This window comes from Streptomyces racemochromogenes, assembly GCF_039535215.1.
Classification (GTDB): Bacteria; Actinomycetota; Actinomycetes; order Streptomycetales; family Streptomycetaceae; genus Streptomyces; species Streptomyces racemochromogenes.
Genome location: NZ_BAAAWT010000001.1, coordinates 3,974,468 through 4,000,733, shown reverse-complemented (window position 1 = coordinate 4,000,733; position 26,266 = coordinate 3,974,468). Strand labels below are relative to the sequence as shown.

31 protein-coding genes are annotated in these 26,266 nt (G+C 71.3%); 11 read left to right on the top strand and 20 right to left on the bottom strand.

The genetic code is table 11. From position 1 onward, the window contains the following. Window positions 1-204: 204 nt before the first annotated feature. Entirely contained in the window at window positions 205-498 is a 294-nt protein-coding gene (locus ABD973_RS18630; protein WP_345500997.1) for a hypothetical protein, read from the top strand. On the opposite strand, the gene ABD973_RS18625 is transcribed toward ABD973_RS18630, so the two are convergent. Beyond that, on the bottom strand, window positions 470-898 hold the full coding sequence (locus ABD973_RS18625; protein ID WP_386382298.1) for an ATP-binding protein: 429 nt from the start codon (window positions 896-898) through the stop codon (window positions 470-472). The genes ABD973_RS18630 and ABD973_RS18625 overlap by 29 nt on opposite strands. Window positions 899-1,054: 156 nt before the next feature. On the opposite strand from ABD973_RS18625, the gene ABD973_RS18620 reads away from it, so the two are divergent. Genes ABD973_RS18620 through ABD973_RS18605 form a run of 4 tightly spaced genes read left to right on the top strand, consistent with a single transcriptional unit; the run spans window position 1,055 to window position 4,497 of the window. Beyond that, the gene (locus ABD973_RS18620; protein ID WP_345500995.1) at window positions 1,055-1,912 is read left to right on the top strand and encodes a helix-turn-helix domain-containing protein; all 858 of its coding nucleotides are present in this window, start codon (window positions 1,055-1,057) and stop codon (window positions 1,910-1,912) included. Next, entirely contained in the window at window positions 1,909-2,154 is a 246-nt protein-coding gene (locus ABD973_RS18615) for a DUF397 domain-containing protein (protein ID WP_345500993.1), read from the top strand. Before ABD973_RS18620 ends, ABD973_RS18615 begins: the two co-directional genes overlap by 4 nt. 43 nt (window positions 2,155-2,197) lie before the next feature. After that, a complete protein-coding gene (locus ABD973_RS18610) occupies window positions 2,198-4,162 on the top strand; it encodes a WD40 repeat domain-containing serine/threonine protein kinase (protein WP_345500991.1) in 1,965 nt (654 codons plus the stop codon). A gap of 26 nt (window positions 4,163-4,188) precedes the next feature. Next, window positions 4,189-4,497, top strand: coding sequence for a hypothetical protein (locus ABD973_RS18605; RefSeq protein ID WP_125595366.1), 309 nt, complete (start codon window positions 4,189-4,191; stop codon window positions 4,495-4,497). Here ABD973_RS18605 and ABD973_RS18600 read toward each other — a convergent pair. After that, a complete protein-coding gene (locus ABD973_RS18600) occupies window positions 4,494-5,729 on the bottom strand; it encodes a glycosyltransferase (protein WP_125821444.1) in 1,236 nt (411 codons plus the stop codon). The genes ABD973_RS18605 and ABD973_RS18600 overlap by 4 nt on opposite strands. A gap of 97 nt (window positions 5,730-5,826) precedes the next feature. On the opposite strand from ABD973_RS18600, the gene ABD973_RS18595 reads away from it, so the two are divergent. Then, window positions 5,827-6,261 carry a VOC family protein gene (locus ABD973_RS18595; RefSeq protein WP_125821445.1) on the top strand — a complete coding sequence of 145 codons (435 nt, stop codon included), beginning with the start codon at window positions 5,827-5,829 and terminating at the stop codon, window positions 6,259-6,261. A gap of 80 nt (window positions 6,262-6,341) precedes the next feature. Here ABD973_RS18595 and ABD973_RS18590 read toward each other — a convergent pair whose 3' ends face one another. The 5 genes from ABD973_RS18590 to ABD973_RS18570 all read right to left on the bottom strand — a co-directional run bounded on the left by ABD973_RS18590 (window position 6,342) and on the right by ABD973_RS18570 (window position 10,817). Next, window positions 6,342-7,667, bottom strand: coding sequence for a dicarboxylate/amino acid:cation symporter (locus tag ABD973_RS18590; protein WP_125821446.1), 1,326 nt, complete (start codon window positions 7,665-7,667; stop codon window positions 6,342-6,344). Window positions 7,668-8,085: 418 nt separating this feature from the next. Further along, window positions 8,086-8,352, bottom strand: a complete 267-nt coding sequence (locus ABD973_RS18585) for a DUF4229 domain-containing protein (RefSeq protein WP_050779873.1) — start codon at window positions 8,350-8,352, stop codon at window positions 8,086-8,088. Between the two features lie 120 nt (window positions 8,353-8,472). Further along, complete coding sequence (locus ABD973_RS18580) at window positions 8,473-8,997, bottom strand: GNAT family N-acetyltransferase (RefSeq protein WP_125821447.1); 525 nt, start codon at window positions 8,995-8,997, stop codon at window positions 8,473-8,475. 138 nt (window positions 8,998-9,135) lie between these two features. Beyond that, complete coding sequence (gene mqnE, locus ABD973_RS18575) at window positions 9,136-10,299, bottom strand: aminofutalosine synthase MqnE (RefSeq protein ID WP_125595370.1); 1,164 nt, start codon at window positions 10,297-10,299, stop codon at window positions 9,136-9,138. 62 nt (window positions 10,300-10,361) lie between these two features. After that, a complete protein-coding gene (locus tag ABD973_RS18570) occupies window positions 10,362-10,817 on the bottom strand; it encodes an Lrp/AsnC family transcriptional regulator (RefSeq protein ID WP_125595371.1) in 456 nt (151 codons plus the stop codon). 121 nt (window positions 10,818-10,938) lie between these two features. On the opposite strand from ABD973_RS18570, the gene ABD973_RS18565 reads away from it, so the two are divergent. Then, window positions 10,939-11,073, top strand: coding sequence for a hypothetical protein (locus ABD973_RS18565; RefSeq protein ID WP_260613643.1), 135 nt, complete (start codon window positions 10,939-10,941; stop codon window positions 11,071-11,073). A 17-nt stretch (window positions 11,074-11,090) separates the two neighbouring features. Here the strand turns inward: ABD973_RS18565 and ABD973_RS18560 are convergent, their stop codons facing one another. Then, window positions 11,091-11,762, bottom strand: a complete 672-nt coding sequence (locus ABD973_RS18560) for a UbiX family flavin prenyltransferase (protein ID WP_125595372.1) — start codon at window positions 11,760-11,762, stop codon at window positions 11,091-11,093. Window positions 11,763-11,853: 91 nt separating this feature from the next. Here ABD973_RS18560 and ABD973_RS18555 point away from each other — a divergent pair, with 91 nt between their 5' ends. After that, window positions 11,854-12,468, top strand: a complete 615-nt coding sequence (locus tag ABD973_RS18555; RefSeq protein WP_125821448.1) for a rhomboid family intramembrane serine protease — start codon at window positions 11,854-11,856, stop codon at window positions 12,466-12,468. Here the strand turns inward: ABD973_RS18555 and ABD973_RS18550 are convergent. Genes ABD973_RS18550 through ABD973_RS18535 form a run of 4 tightly spaced genes read right to left on the bottom strand, consistent with a single transcriptional unit; the run spans window position 12,461 to window position 15,919 of the window. Further along, the gene (locus ABD973_RS18550) at window positions 12,461-13,045 is read right to left on the bottom strand and encodes a Uma2 family endonuclease (RefSeq protein ID WP_125821449.1); all 585 of its coding nucleotides are present in this window, start codon (window positions 13,043-13,045) and stop codon (window positions 12,461-12,463) included. The genes ABD973_RS18555 and ABD973_RS18550 overlap by 8 nt on opposite strands. Window positions 13,046-13,071: 26 nt before the next feature. After that, window positions 13,072-13,998, bottom strand: coding sequence for a menaquinone biosynthesis prenyltransferase MqnP (gene mqnP, locus ABD973_RS18545; RefSeq protein WP_386382296.1), 927 nt, complete (start codon window positions 13,996-13,998; stop codon window positions 13,072-13,074). Continuing rightward, window positions 13,998-14,465 (bottom strand): hypothetical protein, encoded by a 468-nt coding sequence (locus ABD973_RS18540; protein ID WP_345500981.1) that lies wholly within the window; start codon window positions 14,463-14,465, stop codon window positions 13,998-14,000. Before ABD973_RS18540 ends, mqnP begins: the two co-directional genes overlap by 1 nt. After that, window positions 14,462-15,919 (bottom strand): menaquinone biosynthesis decarboxylase, encoded by a 1,458-nt coding sequence (locus tag ABD973_RS18535; RefSeq protein ID WP_125595376.1) that lies wholly within the window; start codon window positions 15,917-15,919, stop codon window positions 14,462-14,464. The genes ABD973_RS18540 and ABD973_RS18535 overlap by 4 nt, the downstream gene beginning before the upstream one ends. A gap of 90 nt (window positions 15,920-16,009) precedes the next feature. Here ABD973_RS18535 and ABD973_RS18530 point away from each other — a divergent pair, with 90 nt between their 5' ends. Together ABD973_RS18530 and ABD973_RS18525 are read left to right on the top strand one after the other, a co-directional pair. Next, window positions 16,010-16,345 carry a PLD nuclease N-terminal domain-containing protein gene (locus tag ABD973_RS18530; protein WP_345500979.1) on the top strand — a complete coding sequence of 112 codons (336 nt, stop codon included), beginning with the start codon at window positions 16,010-16,012 and terminating at the stop codon, window positions 16,343-16,345. A gap of 90 nt (window positions 16,346-16,435) precedes the next feature. Beyond that, window positions 16,436-16,981 (top strand): hypothetical protein, encoded by a 546-nt coding sequence (locus ABD973_RS18525; RefSeq protein WP_125821453.1) that lies wholly within the window; start codon window positions 16,436-16,438, stop codon window positions 16,979-16,981. Here ABD973_RS18525 and ABD973_RS18520 read toward each other — a convergent pair. The 8 genes from ABD973_RS18520 to hemL all read right to left on the bottom strand — a co-directional run bounded on the left by ABD973_RS18520 (window position 16,957) and on the right by hemL (window position 25,228). After that, window positions 16,957-17,460: an SRPBCC domain-containing protein gene (locus tag ABD973_RS18520; protein WP_125821454.1), complete on the bottom strand. Its 504-nt coding sequence runs from the start codon at window positions 17,458-17,460 to the stop codon at window positions 16,957-16,959. The two genes, ABD973_RS18525 and ABD973_RS18520, sit on opposite strands and share 25 nt — an antisense overlap. A gap of 25 nt (window positions 17,461-17,485) precedes the next feature. Next, a complete protein-coding gene (gene ccsB / locus ABD973_RS18515) occupies window positions 17,486-18,577 on the bottom strand; it encodes a c-type cytochrome biogenesis protein CcsB (RefSeq protein ID WP_125595381.1) in 1,092 nt (363 codons plus the stop codon). Next, window positions 18,574-20,289 (bottom strand): cytochrome c biogenesis protein ResB, encoded by a 1,716-nt coding sequence (gene resB, locus ABD973_RS18510; protein ID WP_125821455.1) that lies wholly within the window; start codon window positions 20,287-20,289, stop codon window positions 18,574-18,576. The genes ccsB and resB overlap by 4 nt, the downstream gene beginning before the upstream one ends. Window positions 20,290-20,302: 13 nt before the next feature. Beyond that, window positions 20,303-21,085: a cytochrome c biogenesis CcdA family protein gene (locus tag ABD973_RS18505; RefSeq protein WP_345500975.1), complete on the bottom strand. Its 783-nt coding sequence runs from the start codon at window positions 21,083-21,085 to the stop codon at window positions 20,303-20,305. Window positions 21,086-21,089: 4 nt separating this feature from the next. Then, a complete protein-coding gene (locus tag ABD973_RS18500; RefSeq protein ID WP_125595383.1) occupies window positions 21,090-21,734 on the bottom strand; it encodes a TlpA family protein disulfide reductase in 645 nt (214 codons plus the stop codon). A 130-nt stretch (window positions 21,735-21,864) separates the two neighbouring features. Next, a complete protein-coding gene (locus ABD973_RS18495; RefSeq protein ID WP_345500973.1) occupies window positions 21,865-23,100 on the bottom strand; it encodes a polysaccharide deacetylase family protein in 1,236 nt (411 codons plus the stop codon). Window positions 23,101-23,234: 134 nt separating this feature from the next. Further along, the gene (locus ABD973_RS18490; RefSeq protein ID WP_125595385.1) at window positions 23,235-23,909 is read right to left on the bottom strand and encodes a histidine phosphatase family protein; all 675 of its coding nucleotides are present in this window, start codon (window positions 23,907-23,909) and stop codon (window positions 23,235-23,237) included. Further along, window positions 23,906-25,228, bottom strand: coding sequence for a glutamate-1-semialdehyde 2,1-aminomutase (gene hemL / locus ABD973_RS18485; RefSeq protein WP_125821457.1), 1,323 nt, complete (start codon window positions 25,226-25,228; stop codon window positions 23,906-23,908). Before hemL ends, ABD973_RS18490 begins: the two co-directional genes overlap by 4 nt. A gap of 346 nt (window positions 25,229-25,574) precedes the next feature. Here hemL and ABD973_RS18480 point away from each other — a divergent pair, with 346 nt between their 5' ends. Next, a complete protein-coding gene (locus ABD973_RS18480; RefSeq protein ID WP_007264729.1) occupies window positions 25,575-26,012 on the top strand; it encodes a hypothetical protein in 438 nt (145 codons plus the stop codon). The last annotated feature ends 254 nt before the right edge of the window (window positions 26,013-26,266 follow it).

Below are 26,266 nucleotides of genomic sequence, written 5' to 3'. Positions count from 1 at the left end.
GAAATCCAGCCCAGTTGGCACGGTTCACCCGAGCGAGTGAGCGCGGGGGTTGGGGGGGTGGGTTGGTGGGTTTTACCCCGGTACTTAAAGGATGTCGAGGGTCGCCGGGTCCCGGTGGCCCACGTCCCGGATGAGTACGCGGACCGGCGGATCCTGAGTACGGCGGCGCAGGTGGGACGCCCCCTCAGCGGCTTGGCTGGGGCCATGCGACACGAGAGCAAGAACACCGCACTGGCGTGGACCACGGCCCTGGCACTGGCCCTGGTCCCGGTGGCCTTCGTCTTCGGCGCCCTGGGCGGGATGGCCGAGCAGGTCCACCCCGAGGCGGTGGCCGTGCTGAAGGTGTTCTGGCTCGCCTCCTGGACGGCCACTCCGCTGCTCGCCCTCGCCGGCTGGCTGCTCCGCCGACGCCCGGCCCTGCTCTCCGCCGGTCGCTGGACGGGCTGGATCGCGGTGGTCCCGGTCCCGGTCACGATCCTGCTGGCGTCCCGCCTGTAGGCAGGTCCACCTCCGCCCACACCGCCTTGCGCGGCGGCGGCCCCTGCTCCACCCCCCACCGGTCGGCGAGCGCCTCCACCACCGCCAGGCCCCGGCCCCCTTCCGCGCGGGCGTCGGCGTCGCGGAGAACCGGGATCCGGTCCCGGCACGTGTCCACCACCTCGATCCGCAGCACGTCGCCGCCCAGGCTGAGCACCACCAGGAAGTCCCGCCCGGCCACCCGCCCGTGGGTCACGGCGTTGGCCGCCAGCTCGGCCACGATCAGCGCGGGCCCGTCCGTCGGCAGCCCCCACGCCCGCAGCTTCTCGACGGCGAGCTGCCGGGCCTGGCGCGCGCCGCGGGGTGTGGCGGGCAGCTGGACGCCGAACTGATGTGCAGAGCACCAGATTTGAGTAGTCACGTCACCCAGCGTGGGGCGGCGTGCGTAGCGTGTGAAGCGCCATCGCCCGTGCGTCCGGGGTCTGTCCCGCGCTTGTCCGGCGATGTCCGGGCTGTCCTGACGGAGGGACGGGCAGAGGGCGTTGAGGAATTTCGGCGCGTCGGAGGTGGGGCACGCATGACGGTGGACAGGGACGGTACGGAAGACGCGGGCTGGGACGTGGACCCGGATGACGAGCAGGGCATCGCGGTCCTGGCCGCGCTCGGCCGCCAGCTGAGGGCCTGGCGTGAGAAGGCCGGAATGAAGGCCGCTGCCTTCGGGGTGGAGATCGGGTACGGCGAGGACCAGGTCCGCAAGGTCGAGGGAGGCAAGCGGATCCCGCGCCCGGAGTACCTGGACAGGGCGGACGAAGTTCTGGGGGCGCGCGGGCAGATCTCTGCGATGAAGGAGGACATGGAGCAGGTCCGCTACCCGAAGAAGGTCCGGGATCTGGCCAAGCTGGAGGCGCGCGCGGTGGAGATCGGTGCGTACCGCGTCCACGGGATTCACGGAGTTCTACAGACGGAGGAGTACGCCAGGGCACTCTTCGAGATGCGCCAGCCCGCCTATGCGCAGGATGAGGTGGAACGGTACGTGGCCGCGCGCATGGTCCGACGCGCTCTCTTCGACCGAAACCCTTCTCCCTCGCTCAGCATCGTCCAGGAGGAAGTAACCCTCCGGCGACGCATCGGAGGCACAATGGTGTGGCGTCCACAGCTCGAACGTCTGTTGGAGGTGAGTCGCTTGCGATACGTGGCTCTCCAGGTGATGCCGACCGACCGCGAGGTCCATGCCGGCATGGACGGCGGGATCGAGGTACTGAAGTTCGGTGACGGTACGGCAGTGGGCCGCTCGGAAGGAGCGTTCGGCGGACGGCCGGTCTCCGACCCGAAACAGCTCCGGATCCTCGAACTGCGCTATGGCATGATCCGGGCGCAAGCGCTCACGCCCCTGGAGTCACAGCGCTTCATCGAAAATCTGCTGGGAGAGACATGACCGACTACCCCGAACTGCACTGGTTCAAGAGCAGCTACAGCGATGGCAGCGAAGGCGACTCCTGCGTAGAGGTGGCACACGCCTGGCAGAAGAGCAGCTACAGCGACAACGGTGACATCAACGACTGCGTCGAGGTGGCCTCCACCCCCGCGCGGGTCCACGTCCGCGACTCCAAGGACACCGCCCTCCCCCACCTCACCTTCGGTCCCACCGCCTGGACCGGCTTCCTTGCGGCACAATGACCCCTTGCACGCACAGTAGTTGACGTTTCGGCCAGGGGGCGGGATGCAGCCGGGGGCACAGCTGGCCGGGCGGTACCGGCTCGTCGAGCGGCTCGGGCAGGGCGGGATCGGCGAGGTGTGGCGGGCCCAGGACGTCGAGCTGGACCGGGCCGTGGCCGTGAAGGTGCTGCTGGAGTTCGACGCGTCCGAGGAGCTGCTCGGCCGGTTCCGCCGCGAGGCGTCCATCGGGGCGCGGCTCCAGCATCCCGGGATCACCGTCGTCCACGACATCGGCCGCCACGGCGACCGGCTGTTCATGGTGATGGAGCTGCTGGAGGGGCAGGACCTCTCCCGGCTGCTGGCCCGCACCCCCGGTGTCGGCCTGCCCCTCCCCCAGGTGCTCGACCTCGCCCTCCAGACGGCCGAGGCCCTTTCCGCCGCGCACGCGCAGAAGGTGGTGCACCGGGACCTGAAGCCCGGGAACCTCTTCCTCCTCGCCGACGGCCGCCTCAAGATCTGCGACTTCGGCATCGCCCGCACCGCCGACGCCACGGGCGGTCTCACCGTCACGGGCCGGGTGTTCGGGACGCCGTCGTACATGGCCCCCGAGCAGTGGCGGGGCGAGCACGTCGACGGGAGCTGCGACCTGTACGCCCTGGGGTGCGTGCTGTACGCGCTGCTGACCGGCGCGCCGCCGTTCGCCGGGACCGAGCAGGCCTGGGTGCTGATGCGGATGCACCTGGAGGAAGCTCCCCCGGCCCTGGGTGCCGTACGGGGCGACCTGCCGCCCGCGCTCGTGGAGCTGGTGGACTCGCTGCTGGCCAAGGAGCCGGGCGACCGGCCCGACGCCCTCACCGTCGCGGACCGGCTGCGCGCGCTGCTGCACGGACCCGTCGTACGCGACGTACCCACCATGGACCTGGGGACGGCCCCCACGGTCACCGACACCCCGGCCCCGAGCCGCCGGAACGTGCTGCTCGGGCTCGGCGGGCTCGGGCTGCTGGCGGGGGCCGGCGGCGGGACGTACGCCGTGTGGCGGCTGACCGGCGACAAGAACGACGCCGGCAAGAACGACGGCGGCAAGAACCCCGGCGACACGAAGAACGACGGCGGACCTTCCGCCGAAGGGACCGCCGAGCCCGGCACCGCCGGGATCCGCATGGTGCAGGAGATCAGGAAGCACGCCGGCTCCGTCGACTCGGTGGGGATCAGCCCGGACAGCAGGTACATCGTCAGCGGCGGCAACGACCGCAGCATCCAGCTGTACAACTTCGCCGGCGGCGGCAGCCTCACCCTCTCGCCGATGCCCGAGGCGGCCGTGACCTGCGTGTCCTACAGCCCCGACGGCAAGGTCCTCGTCGGCGGGAGCGACAAGGCCCTGCGCCTGCACGACGTCTACAGCCTGGAGCTCCTCGGCGTCCTGGCGGGCCACACGGGGCTGGTGCGCGCGGTGGCGTTCAGCCCGGACAGCAAGACCCTCGCCAGCGGTGCCGACGACGGCACCATCCTCCTCTGGGACGTGGTGAGCCGCTCCACCACCGCCGTCGCCACCCTCACCGGGCACGCCAAGCCGGTGCTGTCCCTGGCCTTCGCCCCCGACGGCTCCCTCGCCAGCGGCTGCGGCGACGGCACCATCCGCCTCTGGGACACCGCGAGCCGGACCTCCACGGCCACGCTCGCGGGCCACGCCAAGGCCGTCGCCGCGGTCGCGTTCAGCCCCGACGGGAAGATCCTGGCCAGCGGCAGCGCCGACAGCAGCGTCCGGCTGTGGGACCCGGCCTCACGCAAGAGCACCACCCTCCCGGGCCACAACAACCCCGTCCGGTCGGTGGCGTTCAGCCCCGACGGGCAGACCATCGCCAGCGGCGGCGGCCGCACCGTCCGCCTCTGGGACGTCGCCTCCCGCGAGCACCGCGCGACGCTCAACGGACACCTGGCCGCCGTGACCTCGGTCGCGTTCACCCCCGACGGCAAGACCCTCGTCAGCGCGAGCGAGGACGACCGCATCCGGGTGTGGAAGCGGGCCTGACGGCGGACGGCGGCGAGGATGGCCGGATGACGTCCATAGACCGGCCCGAGGACCAGGGGTGCCTGCGCTGGGTGCTCGCCGTACCCCTGGCCCTCCTCTACCTTCCGGCCACGTTCTTCCTCTACGGCTCGCTGGTGCTCCAGCCCGACTCCGGCTCCCCGTACGACCCGATGCGCGACGACGCGCGGGTCAACGCCGTGCTCTCGGTCGGGCTGTGGTTCCTCGGGCTGCTCCTGACCGCCGTCCCCGTCTTCCACCGCAACCTCGGGCGGTGGTGGTACGCGGTGCCGTTCCTCCTCGCCTCGGTCGCCTACTGGCGGTGGCAGACCGTCTAACGGGCGGACTCCGCCGCGGCCGCCTCGACCAGCAGCTTCGCCGCCACCGCCGCACCGTCCGCGTCGAACGCGGCGGCCACCGACGCCGCCCGGGCGGCGGTCTGCGGGGTCAGGGCGGTCTCCAGCGCGGCCGACAGGGACTCCACCGTCGGGGTGGGGCCGTCGTGGGCCGCGCCGATGCCGAGGCCGGCCACGCGGGAGGCGAAGTACGGCTGGTCCGCGCCCTGCGGAACGATCACCTGGGGCGCGCCGGAGCGGGTCGCGGTGGTCGTGGTGCCCGCACCGCCGTGGTGGACGACGGCGGCGACGCGGGGGAACAGCGCCTGGTGGTTGGCCTCGCCGACGACGAAGCAGTCGTCGCCCGCGTCGGCCGCCGCCAGGTCGGCCCAGCCCCGGGAGAGCAGTACGCGGCGGCCCTGCGCGCGGACGGCTTCGACGACGGTCCGGGCGAGCCCGGCCGGGTCGGCCATGGGGATGCTGCCGAAGCCGACGTACACCGGCGGCTCGCCGGCGTCGAGGAACTCCACCAGGTCGGAGGGGAGCGGCCGCTCGTCCGGCAGCACCCACGCACCGGTCTGTACGACCTCCAGCGCGGCCGGCCGCACCCACGGGGCGAGGGCGGGATCGGTGGCCAGCCAGGGCCGGTCGGTGAAGACGTGGCCGCGGAGGTCGTCCACGGCCGGCAGGCCGACCGACTCCCGGAAGGCGTTGACGGCGTCGCCGAAGACGTCCTGCGCGTCGCGGGCGTCCCGCTCCCACAGCACCTCGTTGTCGGTGATCTCCGGCGGCAGCGGCCTGCCCGGGCGCGGGATCGGCGGGTGGTGCGGGGAGGGCAGGCTGACGGGCTGGTAGCTCGCGTACACGTACGGGACGCCCAGCTTCTCGGCGGCCGCCTTCACCCCGGCCACGGCGGGCACCAGGCCGGTCGCGAGCAGGACGTCGCAGCCGTCGGCCGCCACCCGCGTCACGCTCTCGTAGAACGCGGCGACCAGCTCGGCCGCCCGCTTCGCGATCCCTCCCGGCGCCGGCGGCACCTTCCCGGTCACCAGGTCGCGCACCGACGCGCCGGTCGGGACCATCTCCACGCCGACCCCGGCGAGCCGACCGGCGAACTCCTCGTCCGGCGGCGCGCACACCAGCACCTCGGCCCCCAGCTCCTTCAGCCGCACCGCGAGCCCGACGAGCGGCTCGACGCCCCCGCGCGAATCGTAGGCAGACAGCACCACACGCATTCCGTACTCCCAATCCCCCGTGAAACGGCTCAGGTTGGAGAGTCTGCACCACGGTGATGATCTTGTGGCAAGCCCGGGGCTGCGCTATACGTTGGGCATGGCCAAGGAAATCCAGGTGACGTACGACTGCGCCGACCCCGCCGCCCTGGCGGCCTTCTGGGCCGAGGTGCTCGGGTACCGCGTCCAGCCGCCGCCGGAGGGCTTCGCCGACTGGCCGTCCGCGCTGACGGCGTGGGGCGTGCCGCCGGAACAGCACAACAGCCGCTCGGCGATCGGCGACCCGGACGGCAAGGGGCCGCGGATCTTCTTCCAGCGGGTCCCGGAGGGCAAGACGGCGAAGAACCGCCTGCACCTGGACGTCCGCTCGGCCCCGGGCCTGAAGGGCATGGAGCGGATGGACGCCCTGGAGGCGGAGGCCACGCGCCTGGAGGCCCTGGGCGCCAAGCGCCTGTACCGCCTCGACCCCGACGGCATCGACGAGGGCATCATCGTGATGGCCGACCCCGAGGACAACGAGTTCTGCCTGGACTGACGCACGACGCTCACGCGCGAACGCCGAAGCCCCCGCCCAGGATCCCGGGTGGGGGCTTCGGCGTATGCCGTGAGTCGCGGTCAGGCGGCGACGGGGACCGGCTGGGCGGTGGTGTCGCGGGCCGGCTCGTCCAGCAGGGAGGACGAGGCGGCGGCGTAGGCCTCCTTGTCGAGGATCCCCTCACGGGCAGAGACGATCACCGGTACGACCGCCTGACCTGCGACGTTCGTTGCCGTCCTCATCATGTCGAGGATCGGGTCGATCGCCATCAGCAGGCCGACGCCGGCGAGCGGCAGGCCCAGCGTGGAGAGGGTCAGGGTGAGCATCACGGTCGCGCCGGTCAGGCCGGCCGTGGCGGCGGAGCCGACCACCGAGACGAACGCGATGAGCAGGTACTCCTTGATGCCCAGCTGCACGTCGAAGATGTTCGCGATGAAGATCGCGGCGAGCGCCGGGTAGATCGCGGCGCAGCCGTCCATCTTCGTGGTGGCGCCGAACGGGACGGCGAAGGAGGCGTACTCCTTCGGGACGCCGAGGCGCTCGGTGACCTTCTGGGTGACCGGCATGGTGCCGACCGAGGAGCGGGAGACGAAGGCCAGCTGGATCGCGGGCCAGGCGCCCTTGAAGAACTGGACCGGGTTGACCTTGGCGACGGTCCACAGCAGCAGCGGGTAGACGCCGAACATGACGAGCGCCGAGCCGATGTAGATGTCGGCGGTGAAGGTGGCGTACTTGCCGATGAGGTCCCAGCCGTAGCTCGCGATGGCGGTGCCGATGAGGCCGACGGTGCCGATCGGGGCGAGGCGGATGACCCACCACAGGGCCTTCTGGAGGAGCTCCAGGACGGACTCGGCGAGGTTCAGGACGGGCTGGGCCTTGGCGCCGAGCTGGAGGGCGGCGATGCCGGCGACGGCGGCGAGGAAGACGATCTGGAGGACGTTCAGCTCGGTGAACGGGGTGACGATGTCCTTCGGCACGATGCCGGTCAGGAAGTCGATCCAGGAGCCGTGCCGCTTGGGCTCCTTGCCGTCGGCCGGGGTGAGGCCGGTGCCGGCGCCCGGGTCGGTCAGCAGGCCGATCGCGAGGCCGATGCCCACCGCGATCAGCGAGGTGATCATGAACCAGAGCAGGGTGCGGGAGGCGAGCCGGGCGGCGTTGTTCACCTTCCGCAGGTTGGTGATGGACACCAGGATGGCGAAGAACACGAGCGGGGCGACGGCCAGCTTCAGCAGCTGGATGAAGATGTCACCGACCTGCTCCAGGGTGGTCTTCAGCCAGCTGACGTCCTGGCTGCGGGCGATCCACCCGAAGAGGACGCCGAGCGCGAGGCCGGCGACTATCTGGGCCCAGAAGGGGAACTTGAACGAGGCCTTGGCGGGAGCCTGGGCCTGGGGGGACGCGGACACGGCAATCTCCGGGGGACGCGCGGACGTACGGCGGATGGTTTCTGCGAGGGGTGCGGTACGGCGGCAGCCGGAAAGGGGCCGGGCCGGCCGGGGACCGCTGCTGGAGGCGGCTGGGCTTCAGCTTCAGCGGCGACAGCAACAGGCCGCGGACACGCGGCGGCAGAGGTCGACGTGCAGGCGCGCCACGAGCGGGACGCTCGGGCTCATCGGGTGCGCGGCTGCGGTCAACATGTCGAACACGCTAACACTTTGGCTTTGAGAATCTCAAAGGGATGCTTTGAGCACGCATCGCGCGGGGGCGCGGCGACCGGCCGCACCCGGCCCCCGAAACGCCGAAGCCCCAGCGTGGCGGGGGGTGTTCCCGGCGCTGGGGCGTGTCGGTGCGCGGAGCGGCCGCGGGGCCGCTGTGAGGTAGGACTCAGGCGCGCGCGGCGTCGTCGGCCGCGTCCTCCTGGCTGCGGTTCGCGGCGAGCCGCTCCTTCGCACCCGCGACGCGTCCGGAGATCTGCTGGGACATCTCGTCGCGCTGCTTGCGCAGCAGGACGAAGGACAGCGGGGCGGAGAGCACCAGCGCGAGGAGCACGATCCAGGCGAAGTTGGCGTCGCCCAGCCCGGCGGGCACCCAGCCCACGTTGACCAGGACGGCGACGAGCACCAGGCACCCGACGAAGATGCCCAGGCGCATCGCGGTGTAGCGGATCGTCGCGCTCGGCTTGAGGGCCACGGTGACCCCTCCCTCTCTTCTTGCGTCGGCACGTGCCCGTCCAGTGAAGCACGCCGGGCCCCCGCCGCGGCCCGGCGGGGGTCAGTGCAGGGGCAGCAGCATCGTGATGTCGTCGCGGTCGTCGCCGGGGGCCACGCGGATGGCGCCGGGGACCCGGCCGACCTCCTTGTAGCCGCAGGCCGCGTAGAAGTGCTCCAGTCCGACCCCGCCGCGGCACTCCAGGCGGATGGCCTCGATGCCCTCCAGCGAGCGCGCCGCGTCGGCGAGGGCGGCCATCAGTTCGCGTCCGGCACCGCGGCCCTGGAGGGCGGGGCCGACCATCACCGTGTACGCCCAGACCCAGTGCTTCCGCAACGGGTGCGCCTCGAAGGCGAGGAAGGCGACCGCCCGCACCACGCCGTCGGCGTCCCGCCCGACCAGCAGCCGGTGGCGACCCTCGGCCAGCGCGACGAGGTGCTTGACCAGCGCGGGGCGGATGTCGTCGACGGTGACCGGCGGGACGAAGCCGACCGCGCCGCCGGCGTTGGTGACCTCGGTCCACAGCTGTGCGATGCCGTCGCGCAGGGCGGGGTCGACGACCGGATCGAAGGTGAAGGTAAGGGTCATAGAGCGAGAGTATCTATTACCATCCCGCCGGGCAACGGGTTTCGTGACCGTCCGCCCCCGCAGACGACGGGAGCCCCGGACCGTCGGGGACGGTCCGGGGCTCCTGTGTGCGCAAAGGGTGCGCGCAAGGGGCGCGCGTCAGACGCGCATCGCCTGCGGAGTCTCGCGCAGCGAGGCGTCCGGGCCCGGGTACTCGCGGATGACCTCGTAGCGCGTGTTGCGCTCGACCGGGCGGAAGCCGGCCTCGCGGATGAGCTCCAGGAGGTCGTCACGGCCCAGCTTGTTCGGGGTGCCGTAGTTGTCCGCGTCGTGCGTGATCTTGTACTCGACCACCGAGCCGTCCATGTCGTCCGCCCCGTGCTGGAGCGCGAGCTGGGCGGTCTGCACGCCGTGCATCACCCAGAAGACCTTCACGTGCGGCACGTTGTCGAAGAGCAGCCGGGAGACCGCGAAGGTCTTCAGCGCCTCGGCGCCCGTGGCCATCGTGGTGCGCGCCTGGAGCCTGTTGCGGACCTTGCCGTCCTTCACGTCCACGAAGTCGTGCTGGTAGCGCAGCGGGATGAAGACCTGGAAGCCGCCGGTCTCGTCCTGGAGCTCGCGCAGCCGCAGTACGTGGTCCACCCGGTGGCGCGGCTCCTCGATGTGCCCGTAGAGCATCGTCGCCGGGGTCTTGAGGCCCTTCTCGTGCGCCAGGCGGTGGATCCGCGACCAGTCCTCCCAGTGGGTGGCGTGGTCGACGATGTGCTGGCGGACCTCCCAGTCGAAGATCTCCGCGCCGCCGCCGGTGAGCGATTCGAGGCCGGCCTCGATCAGCTCGTCGAGGATCTCGGAGGCCGAGAGGCCGGAGATCGTCTCGAAGTGGTGAATCTCGGTGGCCGTGAACGCCTTCAGCGAGACGTTCGGCAGCGCCTCCTTGAGGGCGGACAGCGAACGCGGGTAGTACCGCCACGGGAGGGTGGGGTGCAGGCCGTTGACGATGTGCAGCTCGGTGAGGTTCTCGTTCTCCATGGCCTTGGCCAGGCGGACGGCTTCCTCGATGCGCATCGTGTACGCGTCCTTCTCGCCCGGCTTGCGCTGGAACGAGCAGTAGGCGCACGAGGCCGTGCACACGTTCGTCATGTTGAGGTGGCGATTGACGTTGAAGTGGACGACGTCGCCGTTCTTGCGCGTGCGCACCTCGTGGGCGAGACCGCCCAGCCAGGCCAGGTCGTCCGACTCGTAGAGGGCGATGCCGTCCTCGCGCGTCAGCCGCTCGCCGGAGCGGACCTTCTCCTCCAGCTCACGCTTGAGCCCCGCGTCCATGCCGGTGTCTCCTCTGCCTGTCCCTGTCCAGCACCTGTCTGCAACCGCCACCCACCGTACTCTCAGGCGTCCTCGGGCAGGTCGCCGACCCGGTTCTCCCACTTCGTGGAGAGCACGATCGTGGTGCGGGTCCGGGAGACGCCCTTGGTCCCGGAGAGCTTGCGGATGATCCGCTCCAGGCCGTCGACGTCACCGGCGCGCACCTTGAGCATGTACGAGTCGTCGCCGGCGATGAACCAGCAGTCCTCGATCTCCTGGAAGTCGCGCAGCCGGCGCGCCACGTCCTCGTGGTCCGCGGCGTCGGAGAGGGAGATGCCGATCAGCGCGGTGACGCCGAGCCCGAGCTCGGCGGCGGCGACCGTCGCGCGGTAGCCGGTGATCACGCCGGCGGTCTCCAGCCGGTTGATGCGGTCGGTGACGCTGGGGCCGGAGAGGCCCACGAGACGGCCCAGCTCCGCGTACGAGGCGCGGCCGTTCTCCCGAAGCGCCTGGATGAGCTGCCTGTCCACCGTGTCCATTACGTGGAGCCTTCCATTATTCGGCGATCCTGCAAGTTTAGGTATAGAATCAAAGGCGCACAGGGTCAACACCCTGTGAATCTTTCAACAGATCAATGACGATCTTCAGGAGTGGTTCACCGTGTACACGATCGAGGCGGCCTACGCGCACATGCGACAGCTCCAGGAGCTGGCCAACCGATCCCGCACCGACCAGCCCGCAGCCGCCCGCCGCGTCGACAAGACCCGCCGTCCGGGCAGCGCCAAGAAGCGCTGACGCCGGCACCGACGCCGCTACTCACGGGGGCGGGCGCTGCCAAGCTCCCCCTCCCAACGGCGGTACAGCCCGTGCGGCACACCTGCCGCGTCGAGCACCCGCCCCGCGACGAAGTCCACGAGGTCCTGGATGTGCGTCGCGCCCGCGTAGAACGCCGGAGAGGCGGGCAGCACCACGGCGCCCGCCTCGTCCAGCGCCACCAGATGCCTGAGCGTCTGCCCGTTCAGCGGGGTCTCCCGCACCGCGACCACCAGCCGGCGCCGCTCCTTGAGCGTCACGCTCGCGACGCGCTGGAGCAGGTCCTTCGACAGCCCGAGCGCCACACCCGCCACGCAGGCGGTGGAGGCCGGGACGATCAGCATCCCCTTGACGGGGTACGAGCCCGAACTCGGGCCGGCCGCCAGGTCCCCGGCACCCCAGTACCGCACGCCGTCCAGGTCGAACCCGGCGAAGGTCCCGGGCTTGCCGTCCGCGCCGCGGCCCAGCCACTCCTCCAGGTCCGCGCGCCAGTGCGCGTCCCGGAAGGCGATCCCGGTCTCGTCCAGCAGGGTGAGCCGCGAGGCCCGGCTGACCACCAGGTCGACACTCTCGCCCGCCGCCAGCAGCCCCCGTACCACCGCCGCCGCGTACGGCGTCCCGGACGCCCCGGAAACCCCGACCACCCACGGGGTGCGCTTGCCGTCAGTCATACCTCCGAGACTATCCGGCCACGGCGCGGAGGCACTCTGTAAGGTGTCCGCACGTCCCATGGGGTGGGACGGCACGAGGGGGAACACCACCATGAGCACGACGACGACGGCCGAGCCCGCCTGGAGTCAGACCGACCGGGCCAAGGCCGCCGGACAGCTGATGCTGGGCTGGGTGGCCCTGCTGTGGCTGATCGAGGCGGTCGACTACGCCACCGGGCACGCGCTGGACGCGTACGGGATCGTGGGCCGCGACCCCGACACCCTCACGGGCGTCCTCACGGGCTCGTTCCTGCACTACGGCTTCGACCACGTCGCCTCCAACAGCGTCCCCCTGCTGGTCCTCGGCTTCATAGCGGCCCTGTCCGGGATCCGGCGCTTCCTCGCGGTGTGCGGGCTGATCATCCTGGCGGACGGCCTCGGCACCTGGCTGATCGCCCCGTCGGACGGCGTGACCCTGGGCGCCTCGGGCGTCGTCTACGGACTGTTCGGCTACGTCGTGGTCCGCGGGTTCGTCGAGCGCAGGGTGCTGGGCGTCCTGGTGGGCGTGGCCGTCGGCGCGTACTGGGGAGGAACGTTCTTCCTGGGCCTGCTGCCGCTGGACCCGACGATCAGCTGGCAGGGCCACCTGTGCGGTCTGGTGGGCGGCGTACTGACGGCCCTGTACTTCCGCCGCCCGGCCCCCCGGCAGCCAGCGCCGCTCAGCTGACGACCCCGGGGTCGACGGGCAGCGCCGAGGTGTCGACGCTCAGCTTGCCGATGCCGGTCTCCACCACGACGGCGTCGCCGTACGGGATCACGTCCCGGCCGCGGTAGCCGTCGGGGCCCGGGTTCCACAGGGTGACGCAGTGCGCCTTGTAGGGGTCGAAGATCAGGTAGTGCGGGATCCCGCGCCGGGCGTAGGCCTTGTCCTTGATCTCGTAGTCGTTGCGGACGCTCCCCGGGGACACCACTTCAACCGCCAGCTCGATCAGGTCGGGCGGGTAGGCGCTGAGGTTCTTGCGCCGCTCGGTGTCCGGAATGACGGCGAGGTCCGGGCAGAACTCGTTGTCGCCGTCGAGGGGGACCGCAACGTCGGAGATGAAGCCCCACTCCGGTGAAAGCTGCGGCCTCAGAAGGGACTGAACCTCCCAGATGGTCTGGCTGTGATGCGGCTTGACCGGACTCATCACGATGGCGCCCTCGACAATCTCCATCCGGTAGCCCGGGAACATGTCCTCGAACCGGCTGAGCTGTGAGTGCAGGCGGTCGCTCTCCGAGACGGTCACGTCGGCCTCCCTGTCCATGCACTCGATGGTAGGCCGCACGCTAGCTAGACCGTCAGACCCCGCACCACCAGATCCGCGAGTGCGCACACGAACAGGGCAATCCCGATGAAACCGTTGACCGTGAAGAACGCCCGGTTCAGGCGGGACAGGTCGTGCGGCCTGACGATGGTGTGCTCGTAGAGGAACGCCGCCGCGACGATCAGGAGGCCCAGCCAGAGGAAGGCGCCGCCGTCGGTGAGGACGGCGTACCAGGCCAGCAGGGCCGTGGTGACCACGTGGCAGCCGCGGGCGCCCCAGAGGGCGGCCGGGACGCCGAAGCGGGCCGGGACCGACTTGACGCCGTCCGCGCGGTCGGAGTCCACGTCCTGGCAGGCGTAGATCAGGTCGAAGCCGCCGATCCACACGCCGATGGCGAGCCCGAGGACCACCGCCTCCCAGGACCATTCCCCGGTGACGGCGAGCCAGGCGCCGACCGGCCCCATGGCCTGGGCCAGGCCCAGGATGGCCTGCGGGAAGTTCGTGAAGCGCTTGCCGTACGGGTAGACCACCATCGGGACGACGGCGACCGGGGCCAGCGCCAGGCACAGCGGGTTCAGCAGGGCGGCCGCGCCGAGGAAGACCACCAGCGCGATCCCCGCCCCGGTCCAGGCGGACCGCACCGAGACCGCGCCCGTGACGAGCTCGCGCCCGGCCGTGCGCGGGTTGCGGGCGTCGATCTCCCGGTCGATGATCCGGTTCGCGGCCATCGCGAAGGTGCGCAGCCCCACCATGCAGACGGTGACGAGCAGCAGCTCGGTCCAGTGCACGCGCCCGTCGAGCCGGTACATGGCCGTCAGCGCGGCGATGTACGCGAAGGGCAGCGCGAAGACGGAGTGCTCGATCATCACGAGCCGCAGGAAGGCCTTCACCTTCCCGGGTGCCTGCGGGGCGGATCCGGATCCGGATCCGATGACTCCGTCGGCGGTGGTCATCACGCGAGGCTCCCGCGGAAGGCTTCGAGGTCGGCCGCGAGCTCCGCCGCCGGGAGGGCGCCGAGCTCCAGCGTCCGGACGGTCTCGTCGTCGTGGCCCTCGGGCGGGGTGACCCGGGCGGTCACCTCCCAGGAGGCGCCGGAGGGGCGGGCGTCGAGGCGCAGGAAGGTGCCGGCCTCGGCGGTGAACGCCTCCCCGGCCGCCAGGGCCTGCTGGAGCTGTTCCGCGAAGGCGTCGGCCTCGGTGTCCCGCGCGCCCGGCAGCTCGAAGCCGCCGCCGCCGTCCGCCTCGAACACCAGGGCCCAGATGTCACCGGACCCCGCGAACTCCTCCGGGCTCACCCCGGCCTCCTCGGCGGCGGCGAGCACGCCGGGCTGCGTCGGGTCGATCTCCGGGCGCATCAGGGCGACGTACCTCGTCGGGGTGCCGATGAAGACCTCGGGACCGCCCACGGCAATCGGGCTCACAGGCCGTACTCCTTCCAGCGGCGGTCCACCAGGGCCGCCGTAGCCGGGTCGGACTCGACCATGTCGGGCCAGCCGCCGTCGCGGGTGTAGCCCTCCTCCGGCAGCTTCTTGGTCGCGTCGATGCCCGCCTTGCCGCCCCAGAACTGCTGGTAGGAGGCGTGGTCCAGGTGGTCCACCGGTCCCTCGACCACGGTCAGGTCGCGCGAGTAGTCGGTGTTGCCCAGTGCCCGCCAGGAGACCTCGTGGAGGTCGTGGACGTCGCAGTCCTTGTCGACCACGATGATCAGCTTGGTCAGCGACATCATGTGGGCGCCCCAGATGGCGTGCATGACCTTCTGGGCGTGCTTGGGGTACTTCTTGTCGATCGAGACGATCGCACAGTTGTGGAAGCCGCCCGACTCGGGCAGGTGGTAGTCCACGATGTCCGGCACGATGATCTTGAGGAGCGGGAGGAAGAACCGCTCCGTGGCGCGGCCCAGCGGGCCGTCCTCCGTCGGCGGCCGGCCGACCACGATCGACTGGAGCAGCGGGCGCTTCCGCATCGTCACGCAGTCGATCTTCAGGGCCGGGAAGGGCTCCTGCGGGGTGTAGAAGCCGGTGTGGTCGCCGAAGGGGCCCTCGGGGAGCATCTCCCCTGGCTCCAGCCATCCCTCGATCACGACCTCGGCGTTGGCCGGGACCTGGAGCGGGACGGTCTTGCAGTCGACCATCTCGATCCGCTTGCCCGCGACGAACCCGGCGAACAGGTACTCGTCGATGTCGCCCGGCAGCGGTGCGGTGGAGGCGTAGGTGACGGCGGGCGGGCAGCCGAAGGCGATGGCGACCGGCAGCCGCTCGCCGCGCGCGGCGGCGACGGCGTAGTGGTTGCGGCTGTCCTTGTGGATCTGCCAGTGCATGCCGATGGTGCGCTTGTCGTGGCGCTGGAGCCGGTAGAGGCCGAGGTTGCGGACACCGGTCTCGGGGTGCTTGGTGTGGGTGAGGCCCAGGTTGAAGAAGGAGCCGCCGTCCTTGGGCCAGGTGAAGAGCGCCGGGAGCCGGTCGAGGTCGACGTCGTCGCCGGTGAGGACGACCTCCTGGACGGGCGCGGACTCGCCCTTCACCTTCTTCGGCGGTACGTGGACCATCGAGCCGAGCTTGCCGAAGGCCTCGCGGACGCCGATGAAGCCCTGGGGCAGCTCGGGCTTGAGGAGGCCGCCGATCTTCTCGCTGATCTCGCCGTAGGACTTGAGGCCGAGGGCCTTCAGGAGGCGGCGGTCGGTGCCGAAGACGTTCATGGCGAGCGGCATGGCCGAGCCCTTGACGTTCTCGAAGAGCAGGGCCGGGCCGCCGGCCTTGTTCACTCTGTCGACGATCTCCCCGACCTCCAGGTACGGGTCGACTTCGGCCTTGATGCGCTTGAGGTCGCCCTCCCGCTCCAGAGCCCGGAGCAGCGAGCGGAGATCGTCGTAAGCCATGGAGCCCAGTATCCGTCACCCCATACCCTGGAACCGTCACCGGGGCCCCGCGCGGGCCCGTCGTCACCTCCCGGGAGTCGGTCCCACACCGTGCTGCGCTATCTGCCGTTCCTGCTGATCCTGGCGCTGACCATCTACGCCTTCATCGACTGCCTGAACACCCCGGAGGAGGAGGTCAAGCACCTGCCGAAGACGGTCTGGGTGCTGATCATCCTGCTGTTCTCGATCGTCGGCCCGGTGGTGTGGCTGTTCGCGGGCCGCAAGCGCTCCGCGGCCGGCGGCGGGGGCCGGGCGCGCCGGCAGCAGTGGGTGGCGCCCGACGACAACCCGGAGTTCCTGAAGTCCCTGCGCGAGGAGCAGGAGAAGAACAGGGACAAGGACGGCGACACGGACAAGGGCAAGGACAAGGGCACGGACAAGGAGTAGGGGTCGCCGCGCCGGGGCGGGACGCGGGTCGCCCGGAACGCGGCCGGAAAGATCATTGAACGCGTTCAACCCCGCTGGCAGAATCAGGCCATGCCACCGCCGCGCACCCGGCCCGGGATCCGCGTCCTCGACACGGTCCTGCGCAACCTGCTCGCGTACGGGGTGCTCACCTGCGCCCTGCTCGCCATGACGGGCGGCTGGGACCCGCAGCGCCACGACGCGCGCCCCGTCCCCGCCGTGTACGACGCCGACATCTCCGAGATCGTCGGCACCTGGCGCTGCGTCGACGGCACCGAGGTGGTCTTCCGGGCCGACGGCAGCGCCGACGTCACCCTCCTCGACGGCCAGGACCGCGACTACGCCGCCGGCTGGCGGCTCTCGGGCTCCGGCTCCTGGCGGCTCACCGGCCGGCAGCCCGCCGACCGCACCCTCGGCCAGCACCTGCGGCTGCGGCTGCCCGCCCCGGCCGCCACCGCCGCCCGCACCGGCACCGGCCCCCCGGCGGCGGCTCCCCAGCGCTACGCGTGGACCTTCGAGCTGCGCCGCGACGAGCGCGGGGCGCTGGAGCTGTACTTCGGGTTCTTCCTCGGGACCGGCCCGGCACGCGGCTCCTACGTCCTGGAGAAGGACGCGTAGGAGGCGCGCAGCTCCGCCCAGCGGACGTCGGTCCAGGCCCCCCAGTCCGTGGGGTGCCCGGCCAGGAAGGACTCCAGCCGCTCGAAGTGGTCGTGCCAGCCGGCCAGGCAGTCCAGGCGCTCCTCCGGCGAGCCGCCGCGCTCGTTCAGGAAGCGGATCACCGTCGAGTCGGTGCCGACCGCCTCCAGGTGGAAGCGGATCCGGCCGTGTTCGGAGACCGTGTACTCGGCGACCCGCTCGGTGTCCCAGGCGGTGACCTGCCCGGACACGGAGGTGCCGGTGTTGGGCCAGCGCAGGGTGACGGCCCCGCCGAGCCGGCGTTCCAGCACGTCCGCCGCCGCCAGCCAGCCGAGCAGCCCCTCCGCCGTGGTCAGGGCGGGCCACAGGGCGGCGTACCCGTACGGCAGGTGCATCTCGAAGCGGATGGTCCAGCGGCCGGGGCCGCGCGGCTCGCTGGTGGCATGGCTCACAGGAGACATACCACCAGCGTCCCACTCCCCCGGGTCAGACGCCCGCGTACGAGTGCTTGCCGCTGAGCAGGATGTTCACGCCGTAGTAGTTCCAGATCCAGCAGGCGAAGGCGAAGAGCGCCAGGTAGGCGGCCTTGCGGCCCTTCCAGCCGGCCGTGGCCCGCGCGTGCAGGTAGCAGGCGTACGCCACCCAGGTGACGAAGGACCAGACCTCCTTGGGGTCCCAGCCCCAGTAGCGGCCCCACGCGTCGCCCGCCCAGATGGCGCCCGCGACGATGGTGAACGTCCACAGCGGGAAGACCGCCGCGTTGATCCGGTAGGAGAACTTGTCGAGCGAGGCCGCCGAGGGCAGGCGCTCGAGCACCGAGCTGCGGAACCGCCCGACGGTCCGGCCCGCCTCCAGGTGGCTCTCGTAGCTGTCGCGGAACAGGTAGAGCACCGCGCCGGCCGCGCCGATGTAGAAGACCGCGCCGCAGAAGATGGCGGTGGAGACGTGGATCCACAGCCAGTACGAGTGCAGGGCCGGGACCAGCTGGTCACTGTCGGTGTAGAGCCAGGTGGTGGCGATGCCGAGGTCCAGCAGGACCGTCGTGACCAGGATCAGGCCGAGCCAGCGGACGTTCTTCTTCAGCGCCAGGAGCAGCAGGTACGCGCCGACCGCGACCGTGGAGAAGGTCACCGAGAACTCGTACATGTTGCCCCAGGGGGCCCGCTGCACGGACATCGCGCGGGAGACCACGCCGCCCGCCTCGATGAGGAAGCCGAGCACGGTCAGCGAGACCGCGATCCGCCCGTACAGGTCGCCCTGCTCGGTGCCGCCGGCCGCGCCCGGGCCGTCCGGGACGTCCCGGCTGCCCGACGCGGAGCGGGTGACGACCTCCGGCTTGTCCAGGACGGCCGTGCCGCCGCCCTTCTGCCGCACCCGTACGGCGGGAGCCGCTCCGGCCGCCGCCTTCGACGCCGTCAGCGCGGCGGCCGTACGGCCCACCTTGCTGCGGCTGCCGAAGACCCACTCGGTGATGTGCGCGAGGAAGGCGAGCGTGTAGACCGCCATCGACGCGTACACCAGCTTGTTGCTGAGATCGGCGAGGCTCTCGTTCGTCGCCGCCGCGAGCAGCGTCGTCATGCGCGCTCCCCTTCTTCTTCCTCGGTGTTTCCGGCCTCGGCCGGTTGCGCCGGGCTCGGCGCCCGTTCGTACAGGGCGGCGCAGAGCACCGACAGCTCCTCCGGCAGTTTCGCCGACTCGCTGCGGCCCAGGCCCGCCAGCTCCACGACGGTCAGGCCGTCCTCGTCCTTGACCGCGCGGACCCAGATCCGGCGGCGCTGGATGAACAGGGACGCGGCGAGACCGCCGATGGCGACGAGGGCGCCCGCCAGGGCCAGCCCGTTGGCGGGCTGCTGGGTGACCGAGAAGGTGGCCCAGCGCTCGATGCCCTCGAACTTCACGGTGCCCGCGCCGTCCGGCAGGGTCATCGTCTCGCCCGGCAGCAGCCGCTGCTTGAACAGCTGCCCCTCCGGGTTCTTGAACTCCTGCATCTTGGAGGTGTTCAGCTGGTACACGTTCTGCGGCAGGCCCGCGTCGACGCCCAGGCTGCCGTGGTAGGCGCTGAGGGCGAGGACGGGGAAGTCCAGGGCCGGGAACTGCGAGAGCATCGTGCCCTTGCCCTCGCCGGCGAAGGTCGGCACGAACATGGCGTTGAAGCCGAGCTGTTCCTTGTCGCCGTTCTTGTTGCGGTAGCCGTCCGGGACCTTGACCGCGCCCGAGGAGCTCAGGTTCGCGTCGAAGGGCAGCATCGGCACGGCGTCCTTGTAGATCACCTTGCCGGTGGGATCGGTCACCGAGATGACCGGCGCGTAGCCGTGGCCCAGCAGGAAGATCTTGGAGCCGTCGATCTCCAGCGGCCTGTTGACCTCGATCTCGGCCTTCTTCGGCTCCCCGTGCGCGCCCTCGCTGTAGGTGACGTACGCCTTGAAGTCGCGCGGGGTGCCCTTCTGCGGGCCGCTCTTCTCGTAGCTCGCGTCGAACCTGTCCAGGGTGAACGAGAACGGCGGCAGGTCGTCGGAGGAGAAGAGGCTGCCGGACTTGAAGTCGTCGTACTGGGTGAGCGTGTTCGCGAAGCCCTTGCCGCGCAGGACGAGCTTGCCGCCCTCGGACTTGAAGAGCTGGCCGCACGCGAAGGCCACCAGCATCACGATCAGGGCGATGTGGAAGGCCAGGTTCCCCGCCTCGCGGAGGTAGCCCTTCTCGGCGGCGACGGCGTCGGCGCCGGACTCCGTACGGAAGCCCCTCTTGCGCAGCAGCGCCTTCCCGTCGGCGAGGACCTCCTCCGGGGAGGCCTCCGTACGCCACGTCGCGTACGCCGGCAGCCGCTTCAGACGGCGCGGCGCACCCGGCGGGCGGCCGGTGAGCTGGCCGACGAACTGCCAGGTGCGCGGGACGATGCAGCCGATCAGCGACACGAACAGCAGGATGTAGATCGCGGAGAACCACACCGAGCTGTAGACGTCGAAGAGCTGGAGCTTCTCGGCGGCCGGCACCCAGAACTCGTGGGTCTTCTTCCACTCGGCGACCTTCATCGGGTCCACCTGCGTCTGGGGGACGAGGGAGCCCGGGATGGAGCCGAGGGAGAGCAGGAACAGCAGGATCAGCGCCACGCGCATGGAGGTGAGCTGGCGCCAGAACCAGCGGGCCCAGCCGAGCACCCCGATGCCGACGGGGGCGGCCGCGCTCTCCTCGGCGGGGGCCGTGGAGAGCTGCGCTCCGGCGGCGGCGTCGGCTTCCGCCTCGGCGTCGGCCTCGTGGGGCGCCTCGACGGGCGCCTTGTCGGTCGTACTCATGTCCGTGTAGTCCTCAGATCCCCACCGTGAAGGTTTGGGTCCAGCTCTGCATCTCGTTCACGATGCCGGTCCACATCCCCGTGACGAGCAGCACGCCGGTCAGGATCAGCATGCCGCCGCCGATCCGCATCACCCATGCATAGTGCTTCTTCACCCAGCCGAAAGCACCGAGCGCCTTGCGGAAGGCGAGTGCCGCCAGGATGAAGGGCAGGCCGAGGCCGAGGCAGTAGACGGCCGTCAGAAGGGCGCCGCGCCCGGCGGTGGCCTGGTCGATGGAGAGCGTCTGGACGGCCGCGAGCGTCGGGCCCATGCAGGGGGTCCAGCCGACGCCGAAGAGCACGCCCAGCAGGGGCGCGCCGAGCAGGCCCGCCGCCGGCTTCTTGTGGAAGCGGAACTCCCGCATGGTCAGGCCCGGGATGGCGCCCATGAAGAAGAGGCCGAGGACGATCACCAGGCCACCCATCACCCGGGTGATGAGCTCCTTGTTCTCGCCCTGGAAGACGTCGCCGAACTGCCCGAAGAGGGCGCCCGTCGAGACGAACACGGCGGTGAAGCCGAGGACGAACAGGCTCGCGCCGGCCAGCATCCGGCCGCGCCGGGCCTCGGCGAGGTCGGCACCGCTGACGCCGGTGACGTAGGAGAGGTAGCCGGGCACGAGCGGGAGCACGCACGGGGAGAAGAAGGAGATCAGCCCGGCGAACAGGGCGATCGGCAGGGCCAGCAGCAGGGCGCCGTTCAGGACCGTGGTGTTGACGCCGGTGACCGCCTCGGCGGCCGGCAGGAGGTACGGGTCCACCAGGTCACTGCTCCGCGAGGAGCGGGTCGATCATCGAGCGCAGCTGCTCCTCGTTGACCGCGACGAGGGTGCGGGCGGCGATCTTGCCCTGCTTGTCGAGGACGATCGTCGAGGGGATGGACTGCGCGTTGAGCGTGCCCTTGGGGAAGCGGAGCATCAGCTTGCCGTCCGGGTCGTAGAGGCTCGGGTAGGTGATCCCGAAGTTCTGCTCGAAGGCGGCGGCGTTCTGCTTGCTGTTGTCGCGGGTGTTGATGCCGACGAACGCGACGTCCTTGCCGCCGTCGGTCAGGTCCTTGGAGACCTTCGCGAAGTACGGGGCCTCGGCGCGGCAGGGCGGGCACCAGGAGCCCCAGACGTTGAGGACGACGACCTTGCCCTTGAGGGTGGTGGTGTCGAGCGTCTTGCCCTCGACGGTCTCCCCGTCGAGCTTGGGCGCGTCGACGCGGTCGGCCTTGGCGACGGTGGAGATGCCGCTGGGGCCGGTCACGTAGTTGCCGCCGGCGGCGCCGGCCGGCTTGCCGCCACTGCCCGAATCGCCGCACGCGGACAGGGTCAGGGCGCTCGCGAGGGTGATCGCGGTCAGCAGGACGGCGCGGCCGCTGGTCGAGCGGCGGCTGGTTCGAGGTGAACGCGCGCGGCTAAGGCTCATGTGAAAAGTTTCGCATGACCGATTTGCGGATCTTCCGCACCCCCCGACGGCCCGCGGACCGGCCCTCAAAGCCCTGGTCAGGGGTGGTCGGGGGCGGCGAGCGGGCGGTCAGCGGGAGGCCGGCGGGCGGTCAGCGGCCTGCGGAAAGGTTCCGCCAGCCGCCGTTCGGGGCCTGCCCGGGGCCCAGGGTGCGCAGCCCGGACAGCACTTTCGGGTCCTGGACGTCCAGCCAGTCGGTGAACTGCCGGAAGGATACGAGGCGTACATCCTTTTTGTCCGCCATGGTCTTGAGTGCCTCCTCGACGGCGTCCATGTAGATGCCGCCGTTCCACTCCTCGAAGTGGTTGCCGATGAAGAGCGGCGCGCGGTTGGTCTCGTACGCCCGCCGGAAGCCGCCGAGGTAGGTGGCGGTGGCCTGGGCGCGCCAGCCGGGGTAGTTGGCCGCCACGCCCCTCGTGGTGTTCCGCGACTGGTTGGCGAGGATGTTGTAGTCCATCGACAGCACCTCGAAGGAGTGCCCCGGGAAGGGCAGCGACTGCAGCGGCAGGTCCCACACCCCCTCCTTCTTCACCGGCCAGCGCTGGAGCCCGCCGGGCGAGCTGGAGTCGTAGCGCCAGCCGAGCGCGCGGGCGGTGGGCAGCAGCGCGTCCTGCCCCAGGAGGCAGGGGGTGCGGGCGCCGGTCAGCTCCACGCGGTAGTCGAAGGGGAGCGGTTCGAGGTCGGTGAAGCCGGTGTGGGTGCGCCAGCCGGTGACGAACGCCGTCGCCTGCTCGATCTCGCTGCGCCAGTCGTCGGGGGTCCAGTGGGCGACGGAGCCGGCGCCGGAGCAGAAGTGACCGTTGAAGTGGGTGCCGATCTCGTGGCCGTCGAGCCAGGCCTGGCGGACGTGGCGCAGGGTGCTGCGGACGTTCTCGTCCTTGAGGTAGCCGATGTCGGAGGCCCCGACGGGGTTGTTCGGGGGGCGGTAGAGGTCCTTCTTCGACTCGGGGAGGAGGTAGAGGCCGGAGAGGAAGAAGGTCATGGCCGCGCCGTGGTCCTTGGCGAGGCCGAGGAAGCGCGGGAAGAGGCCGTTGCCGATCTCGCCGGCGCCGTCCCAGCTGAAGACGACGAACTGCGGGGGCGTCTCGCCGGGCTGGAGGGGCGTGGGGCGGGGCGGCTGGTGCGGCTGGGGTCCGGTGTCGGCGGTGGACCCGTCGCCGATGGGCTTCGCGGTGGCCAGCGCCCCGCCTCCGGATCCGGATCCGGGCCCGTCCTTGGCGCGGGACCCGTCGGCCCCGCACCCCGCGATCCCGCCTGCGGCGGCTGCGGCGGCCCCGATTCCGAGGCCGAGCAGCGCCCTTCGGGTGATGGCGCGCGCATCGCTCATGAAACGTCATATAAACGGACATGGCGGCGCTGTCGAGAGGCGGACACGACCCGCGATGCGGAACTTTTACGAAAGTAGGACAAACCACGGCGGTGACGGCGGGGCTGTTCACAGCCCCGCCGTCACCCCGGGGGCTACGCGCCGAAGGCCTTGGACTTGCCCTTCACCGGCTTCGCCCCCGCGAGGAGGTGGGCGGGAACCAGGTCCCGCGCCGGCTCGCTGTACCCCACCGACACCAGCCTGTCGTCCTGGTACGTGAACGACGTCAGCGAAGCGAGCGTGCACTGCCGCCTCCGCGGGTCGTGCCACAGCCGCCGCCGCTCCGCGAAGCTCCGTACGATCCAGATCGGCAGCTGGTGGCTGACCGCCACCGCCTCGTGCCCCCGCGCCGCGTCCCGGGCCGCCTCGATCGCGCTCATCATCCGCACGACCTGCTCGACGTACGGCTCGCCCCACGACGGCTTGAACGGGTTCGTCAGGTGCTTCCAGTTGCCCGGCTTGCGCAGCGCGCCGTCGCCGACGCCGAAGGTCTTGCCCTCGAAGACGTTGCCCGCCTCGATCAGGCGGCCGTCGGTGGCCAGCTCCAGGCCGTGCACCTTCGCGATCGGCGCGGCCGTCTCCTGCGCACGCTCCAGCGGCGAGGCCACCACGTAGGTGACGTCCCGGTCCTGGAGGTGCTCGGCGACCCGGTCGGCCATCTGCCGGCCCAGCTCGGAGAGGTGGTAGCCGGCCCGGCGCCCGTACAGGACGCCCTCCGGGTTGTGCACCTCGCCGTGCCGCACCACGTGGACGACGGTGATGTCGCTCATGCCGTCGCCTCCGCGGCGGCCCGCGCGGCGGCCGGCAGCGCGGCCGCGATCCGCTCCACCGCCCGCTCGTCGTGGGCCGTGGACACGAACCAGGACTCGAACGCCGACGGCGGCAGGTACACGCCCTGCGCCAGCATCGAGTGGAAGAACGCGTTGAAGCGGAACCCTTCCTGCTTCTTCGCGTCGTCGTAGTCGCGGACCTGCTCCCCGGTGAAGAACACCGAGAACATGTTGGACGCGGTCTGCAGCCGGTGCACCACGCCCTCCTTGCTCAGCGCCTCCGTCACCAGGCCCTGGATCTCCTTCGAGACCGCGTCGACCTTCGCGTACGCCGCGTCGTCCAGCAGCCGCAGCTGCGCCAGGCCCGCCGCGGTGGCGATCGGGTTACCGGAGAGCGTGCCCGCCTGGTAGACCGGGCCGGCCGGGGCCAGGTGCCCCATGACGTCCGCACGGCCGCCGAACGCCGCCGCCGGGAAACCGCCGCCCATGACCTTGCCGAAGGTCATCAGGTCGGGCCTGACCCCGTCCACCCCGTACCAGCCGGCGCGGGAGGTGCGGAAACCGGTCATCACCTCGTCGGAGACGTACAGCGCGCCGTTCTCGCGGCACAGGTCGGCGAGGCCCTGGTTGAAGCCCTCGGCCGGGGTGACGACGCCCATGTTGCCGGGCGCGGCCTCGGTGATCACGCAGGCGATCTCACCGGGGTGCGCGGCGAACGCCGCCCGCACCGCGTCGAGGTCGTTGTAGGGGAGCACGATCGTGTCGCCGGCCTGCGCGCCCGTGACACCGGGGGTGTCGGGCAGGGCGAAGGTGGCCAGGCCGGAACCGGCGGAGGCCAGCAGCGCGTCGACGTGTCCGTGGTAGCAGCCCGCGAACTTGACGACCTTGGCGCGCCCGGTGAAGCCGCGGGCCAGGCGGATCGCCGACATGGTCGCCTCGGTGCCGGAGGACACCAGGCGCACCTGCTCGACGGGCTCGATACGGGCGACGATCTCCTCCGCGAGGGCGACCTCGCCCTCGCCGGGCGTGCCGAAGGAGGTGCCACGGGCGACCGCCGCCTGCACCGCCTCGATCACCTCGGGGTGGGAGTGGCCGAGGATCATCGGCCCCCACGAGCAGACGAGGTCGACGTACTCGCGCCCGTCGGCATCGGTCAGGTAGGGACCGGTACCGGACACCATGAACCGGGGCGTACCGCCCACGGCACGGAAGGCGCGCACGGGAGAGTTCACGCCGCCGGGGGTCACGAGGGACGCGCGCTCGAAGAGCGTCTGCGAAACTGGGGCTTCATACGGGTACGGGTAGCTCACACCAGCCATGGTCTCAGAGGCCGCGACAGACTTGCGGACGGGCGTTTCACCGCGCCGCCGCGGGGGAGGTCACTGCCATGATGATCAGGCTGCGTGGCGGGGGCCACGGGGCCGGGGCAGGCAATACGTGTCGGGTGGAGATATGCAACGCGGTGGTGGACCGGGCGAGGGTACGGACGGCCTCGACCCGCAGCGCGCCCGCGAAGCCCGCGAAGCCCGCCGACGCGGCAAGCACCGGCGGCGCGCCGCCGAGGCCGCCGACCCCGCACCCGCCCCGCTCCCGGGCCGGCCTGCCGGCACCGAGGACGAGGCGGACGACGCGCTGGACACCGGCGGCCTGCCCAAGGGCCGCGGCATGGGAGTGACGTACAAGTACTTCGGCGCCCCCGACGGCGCCACGGCCGCGCGGGTGCCGCAGACGATGCGGCCGGAGGAGCTGGGCGGCGACGAGCTCGGCATGGGCGGCATGTTCACCAAGATCAAGCCGGAGACCATGGCCGCGATGGTCCTGACCGGCATCGAGGGCATACCCCTGCACAAGGTGCCGCCGCTGGAGCTCGTCGTCCTGCACCCCGACTACGCGGTGGTCAAGCTGCCGATGACGGTGGTGGACCCGCTGCGCGGGGTGGGCGAGGAGTCGGTGGGCGCGGCCGCCTTCATCTGGTCGACAGTCCCCGACCGCGGCGGGCCGCGCGACGCCTTCAACGTCTACCAGCTGCTGCACGAGTGGCAGGACTTCTCCCACCGCCTCCACGAGAACGGCCACCAGGCCTACTGCCTCGTCTGGCCGTAGCCCCCCTCCCGCTGCGCGGGGCTGGGTCCCCTACCCCTGCGCGCAAAACGCCGCGTGGGCTGGATTCGCGCAGCGAAATTCCAGCCCCGCCGGCGATTGAGGCGCGGGGGTCTGGGGGCGGAGCCCCCAGGGGGTCCGGGGCGCAGCCCCGGGGAACGGGCGAAGGGCGGGGCGGGGAGCAGCACCGCGCAGCGGCACCGCGATCCGCACCCGGCCCGCCGGCACCGGCCCCGCCCCCGCCCACCCGGACGGAG

Excerpts from the sequence above, each read along its gene's own strand:
- ABD973_RS18630 (WP_345500997.1), top strand. The coding sequence starts at position 205 with ATGCGACACGAGAGCAAGAACACCGCACTGGCGTGGACCACGGCCCTG.
- ABD973_RS18620 (WP_345500995.1), top strand. The coding sequence starts at position 1,055 with ATGACGGTGGACAGGGACGGTACGGAAGACGCGGGCTGGGACGTGGAC.
- ABD973_RS18615 (WP_345500993.1), top strand. The coding sequence starts at position 1,909 with ATGACCGACTACCCCGAACTGCACTGGTTCAAGAGCAGCTACAGCGAT.
- ABD973_RS18610 (WP_345500991.1), top strand. The coding sequence starts at position 2,198 with ATGCAGCCGGGGGCACAGCTGGCCGGGCGGTACCGGCTCGTCGAGCGG.
- ABD973_RS18605 (WP_125595366.1), top strand. The coding sequence starts at position 4,189 with ATGACGTCCATAGACCGGCCCGAGGACCAGGGGTGCCTGCGCTGGGTG.
- ABD973_RS18600 (WP_125821444.1), bottom strand. The coding sequence starts at position 5,729 with ATGCGTGTGGTGCTGTCTGCCTACGATTCGCGCGGGGGCGTCGAGCCG.
- ABD973_RS18595 (WP_125821445.1), top strand. The coding sequence starts at position 5,827 with ATGGCCAAGGAAATCCAGGTGACGTACGACTGCGCCGACCCCGCCGCC.
- ABD973_RS18585 (WP_050779873.1), bottom strand. The coding sequence starts at position 8,352 with ATGCGCCTGGGCATCTTCGTCGGGTGCCTGGTGCTCGTCGCCGTCCTG.
- ABD973_RS18580 (WP_125821447.1), bottom strand. The coding sequence starts at position 8,997 with ATGACCCTTACCTTCACCTTCGATCCGGTCGTCGACCCCGCCCTGCGC.
- mqnE (WP_125595370.1), bottom strand. The coding sequence starts at position 10,299 with ATGGACGCGGGGCTCAAGCGTGAGCTGGAGGAGAAGGTCCGCTCCGGC.
- ABD973_RS18570 (WP_125595371.1), bottom strand. The coding sequence starts at position 10,817 with ATGGACACGGTGGACAGGCAGCTCATCCAGGCGCTTCGGGAGAACGGC.
- ABD973_RS18560 (WP_125595372.1), bottom strand. The coding sequence starts at position 11,762 with ATGACTGACGGCAAGCGCACCCCGTGGGTGGTCGGGGTTTCCGGGGCG.
- ABD973_RS18555 (WP_125821448.1), top strand. The coding sequence starts at position 11,854 with ATGAGCACGACGACGACGGCCGAGCCCGCCTGGAGTCAGACCGACCGG.
- ABD973_RS18550 (WP_125821449.1), bottom strand. The coding sequence starts at position 13,045 with ATGGACAGGGAGGCCGACGTGACCGTCTCGGAGAGCGACCGCCTGCAC.
- mqnP (WP_386382296.1), bottom strand. The coding sequence starts at position 13,998 with ATGACCACCGCCGACGGAGTCATCGGATCCGGATCCGGATCCGCCCCG.
- ABD973_RS18535 (WP_125595376.1), bottom strand. The coding sequence starts at position 15,919 with ATGGCTTACGACGATCTCCGCTCGCTGCTCCGGGCTCTGGAGCGGGAG.
- ABD973_RS18525 (WP_125821453.1), top strand. The coding sequence starts at position 16,436 with ATGCCACCGCCGCGCACCCGGCCCGGGATCCGCGTCCTCGACACGGTC.
- ABD973_RS18520 (WP_125821454.1), bottom strand. The coding sequence starts at position 17,460 with ATGTCTCCTGTGAGCCATGCCACCAGCGAGCCGCGCGGCCCCGGCCGC.
- ccsB (WP_125595381.1), bottom strand. The coding sequence starts at position 18,577 with ATGACGACGCTGCTCGCGGCGGCGACGAACGAGAGCCTCGCCGATCTC.
- resB (WP_125821455.1), bottom strand. The coding sequence starts at position 20,289 with ATGAGTACGACCGACAAGGCGCCCGTCGAGGCGCCCCACGAGGCCGAC.
- ABD973_RS18500 (WP_125595383.1), bottom strand. The coding sequence starts at position 21,734 with ATGAGCCTTAGCCGCGCGCGTTCACCTCGAACCAGCCGCCGCTCGACC.
- ABD973_RS18495 (WP_345500973.1), bottom strand. The coding sequence starts at position 23,100 with ATGAGCGATGCGCGCGCCATCACCCGAAGGGCGCTGCTCGGCCTCGGA.
- ABD973_RS18490 (WP_125595385.1), bottom strand. The coding sequence starts at position 23,909 with ATGAGCGACATCACCGTCGTCCACGTGGTGCGGCACGGCGAGGTGCAC.
- hemL (WP_125821457.1), bottom strand. The coding sequence starts at position 25,228 with ATGGCTGGTGTGAGCTACCCGTACCCGTATGAAGCCCCAGTTTCGCAG.
- ABD973_RS18480 (WP_007264729.1), top strand. The coding sequence starts at position 25,575 with ATGGGAGTGACGTACAAGTACTTCGGCGCCCCCGACGGCGCCACGGCC.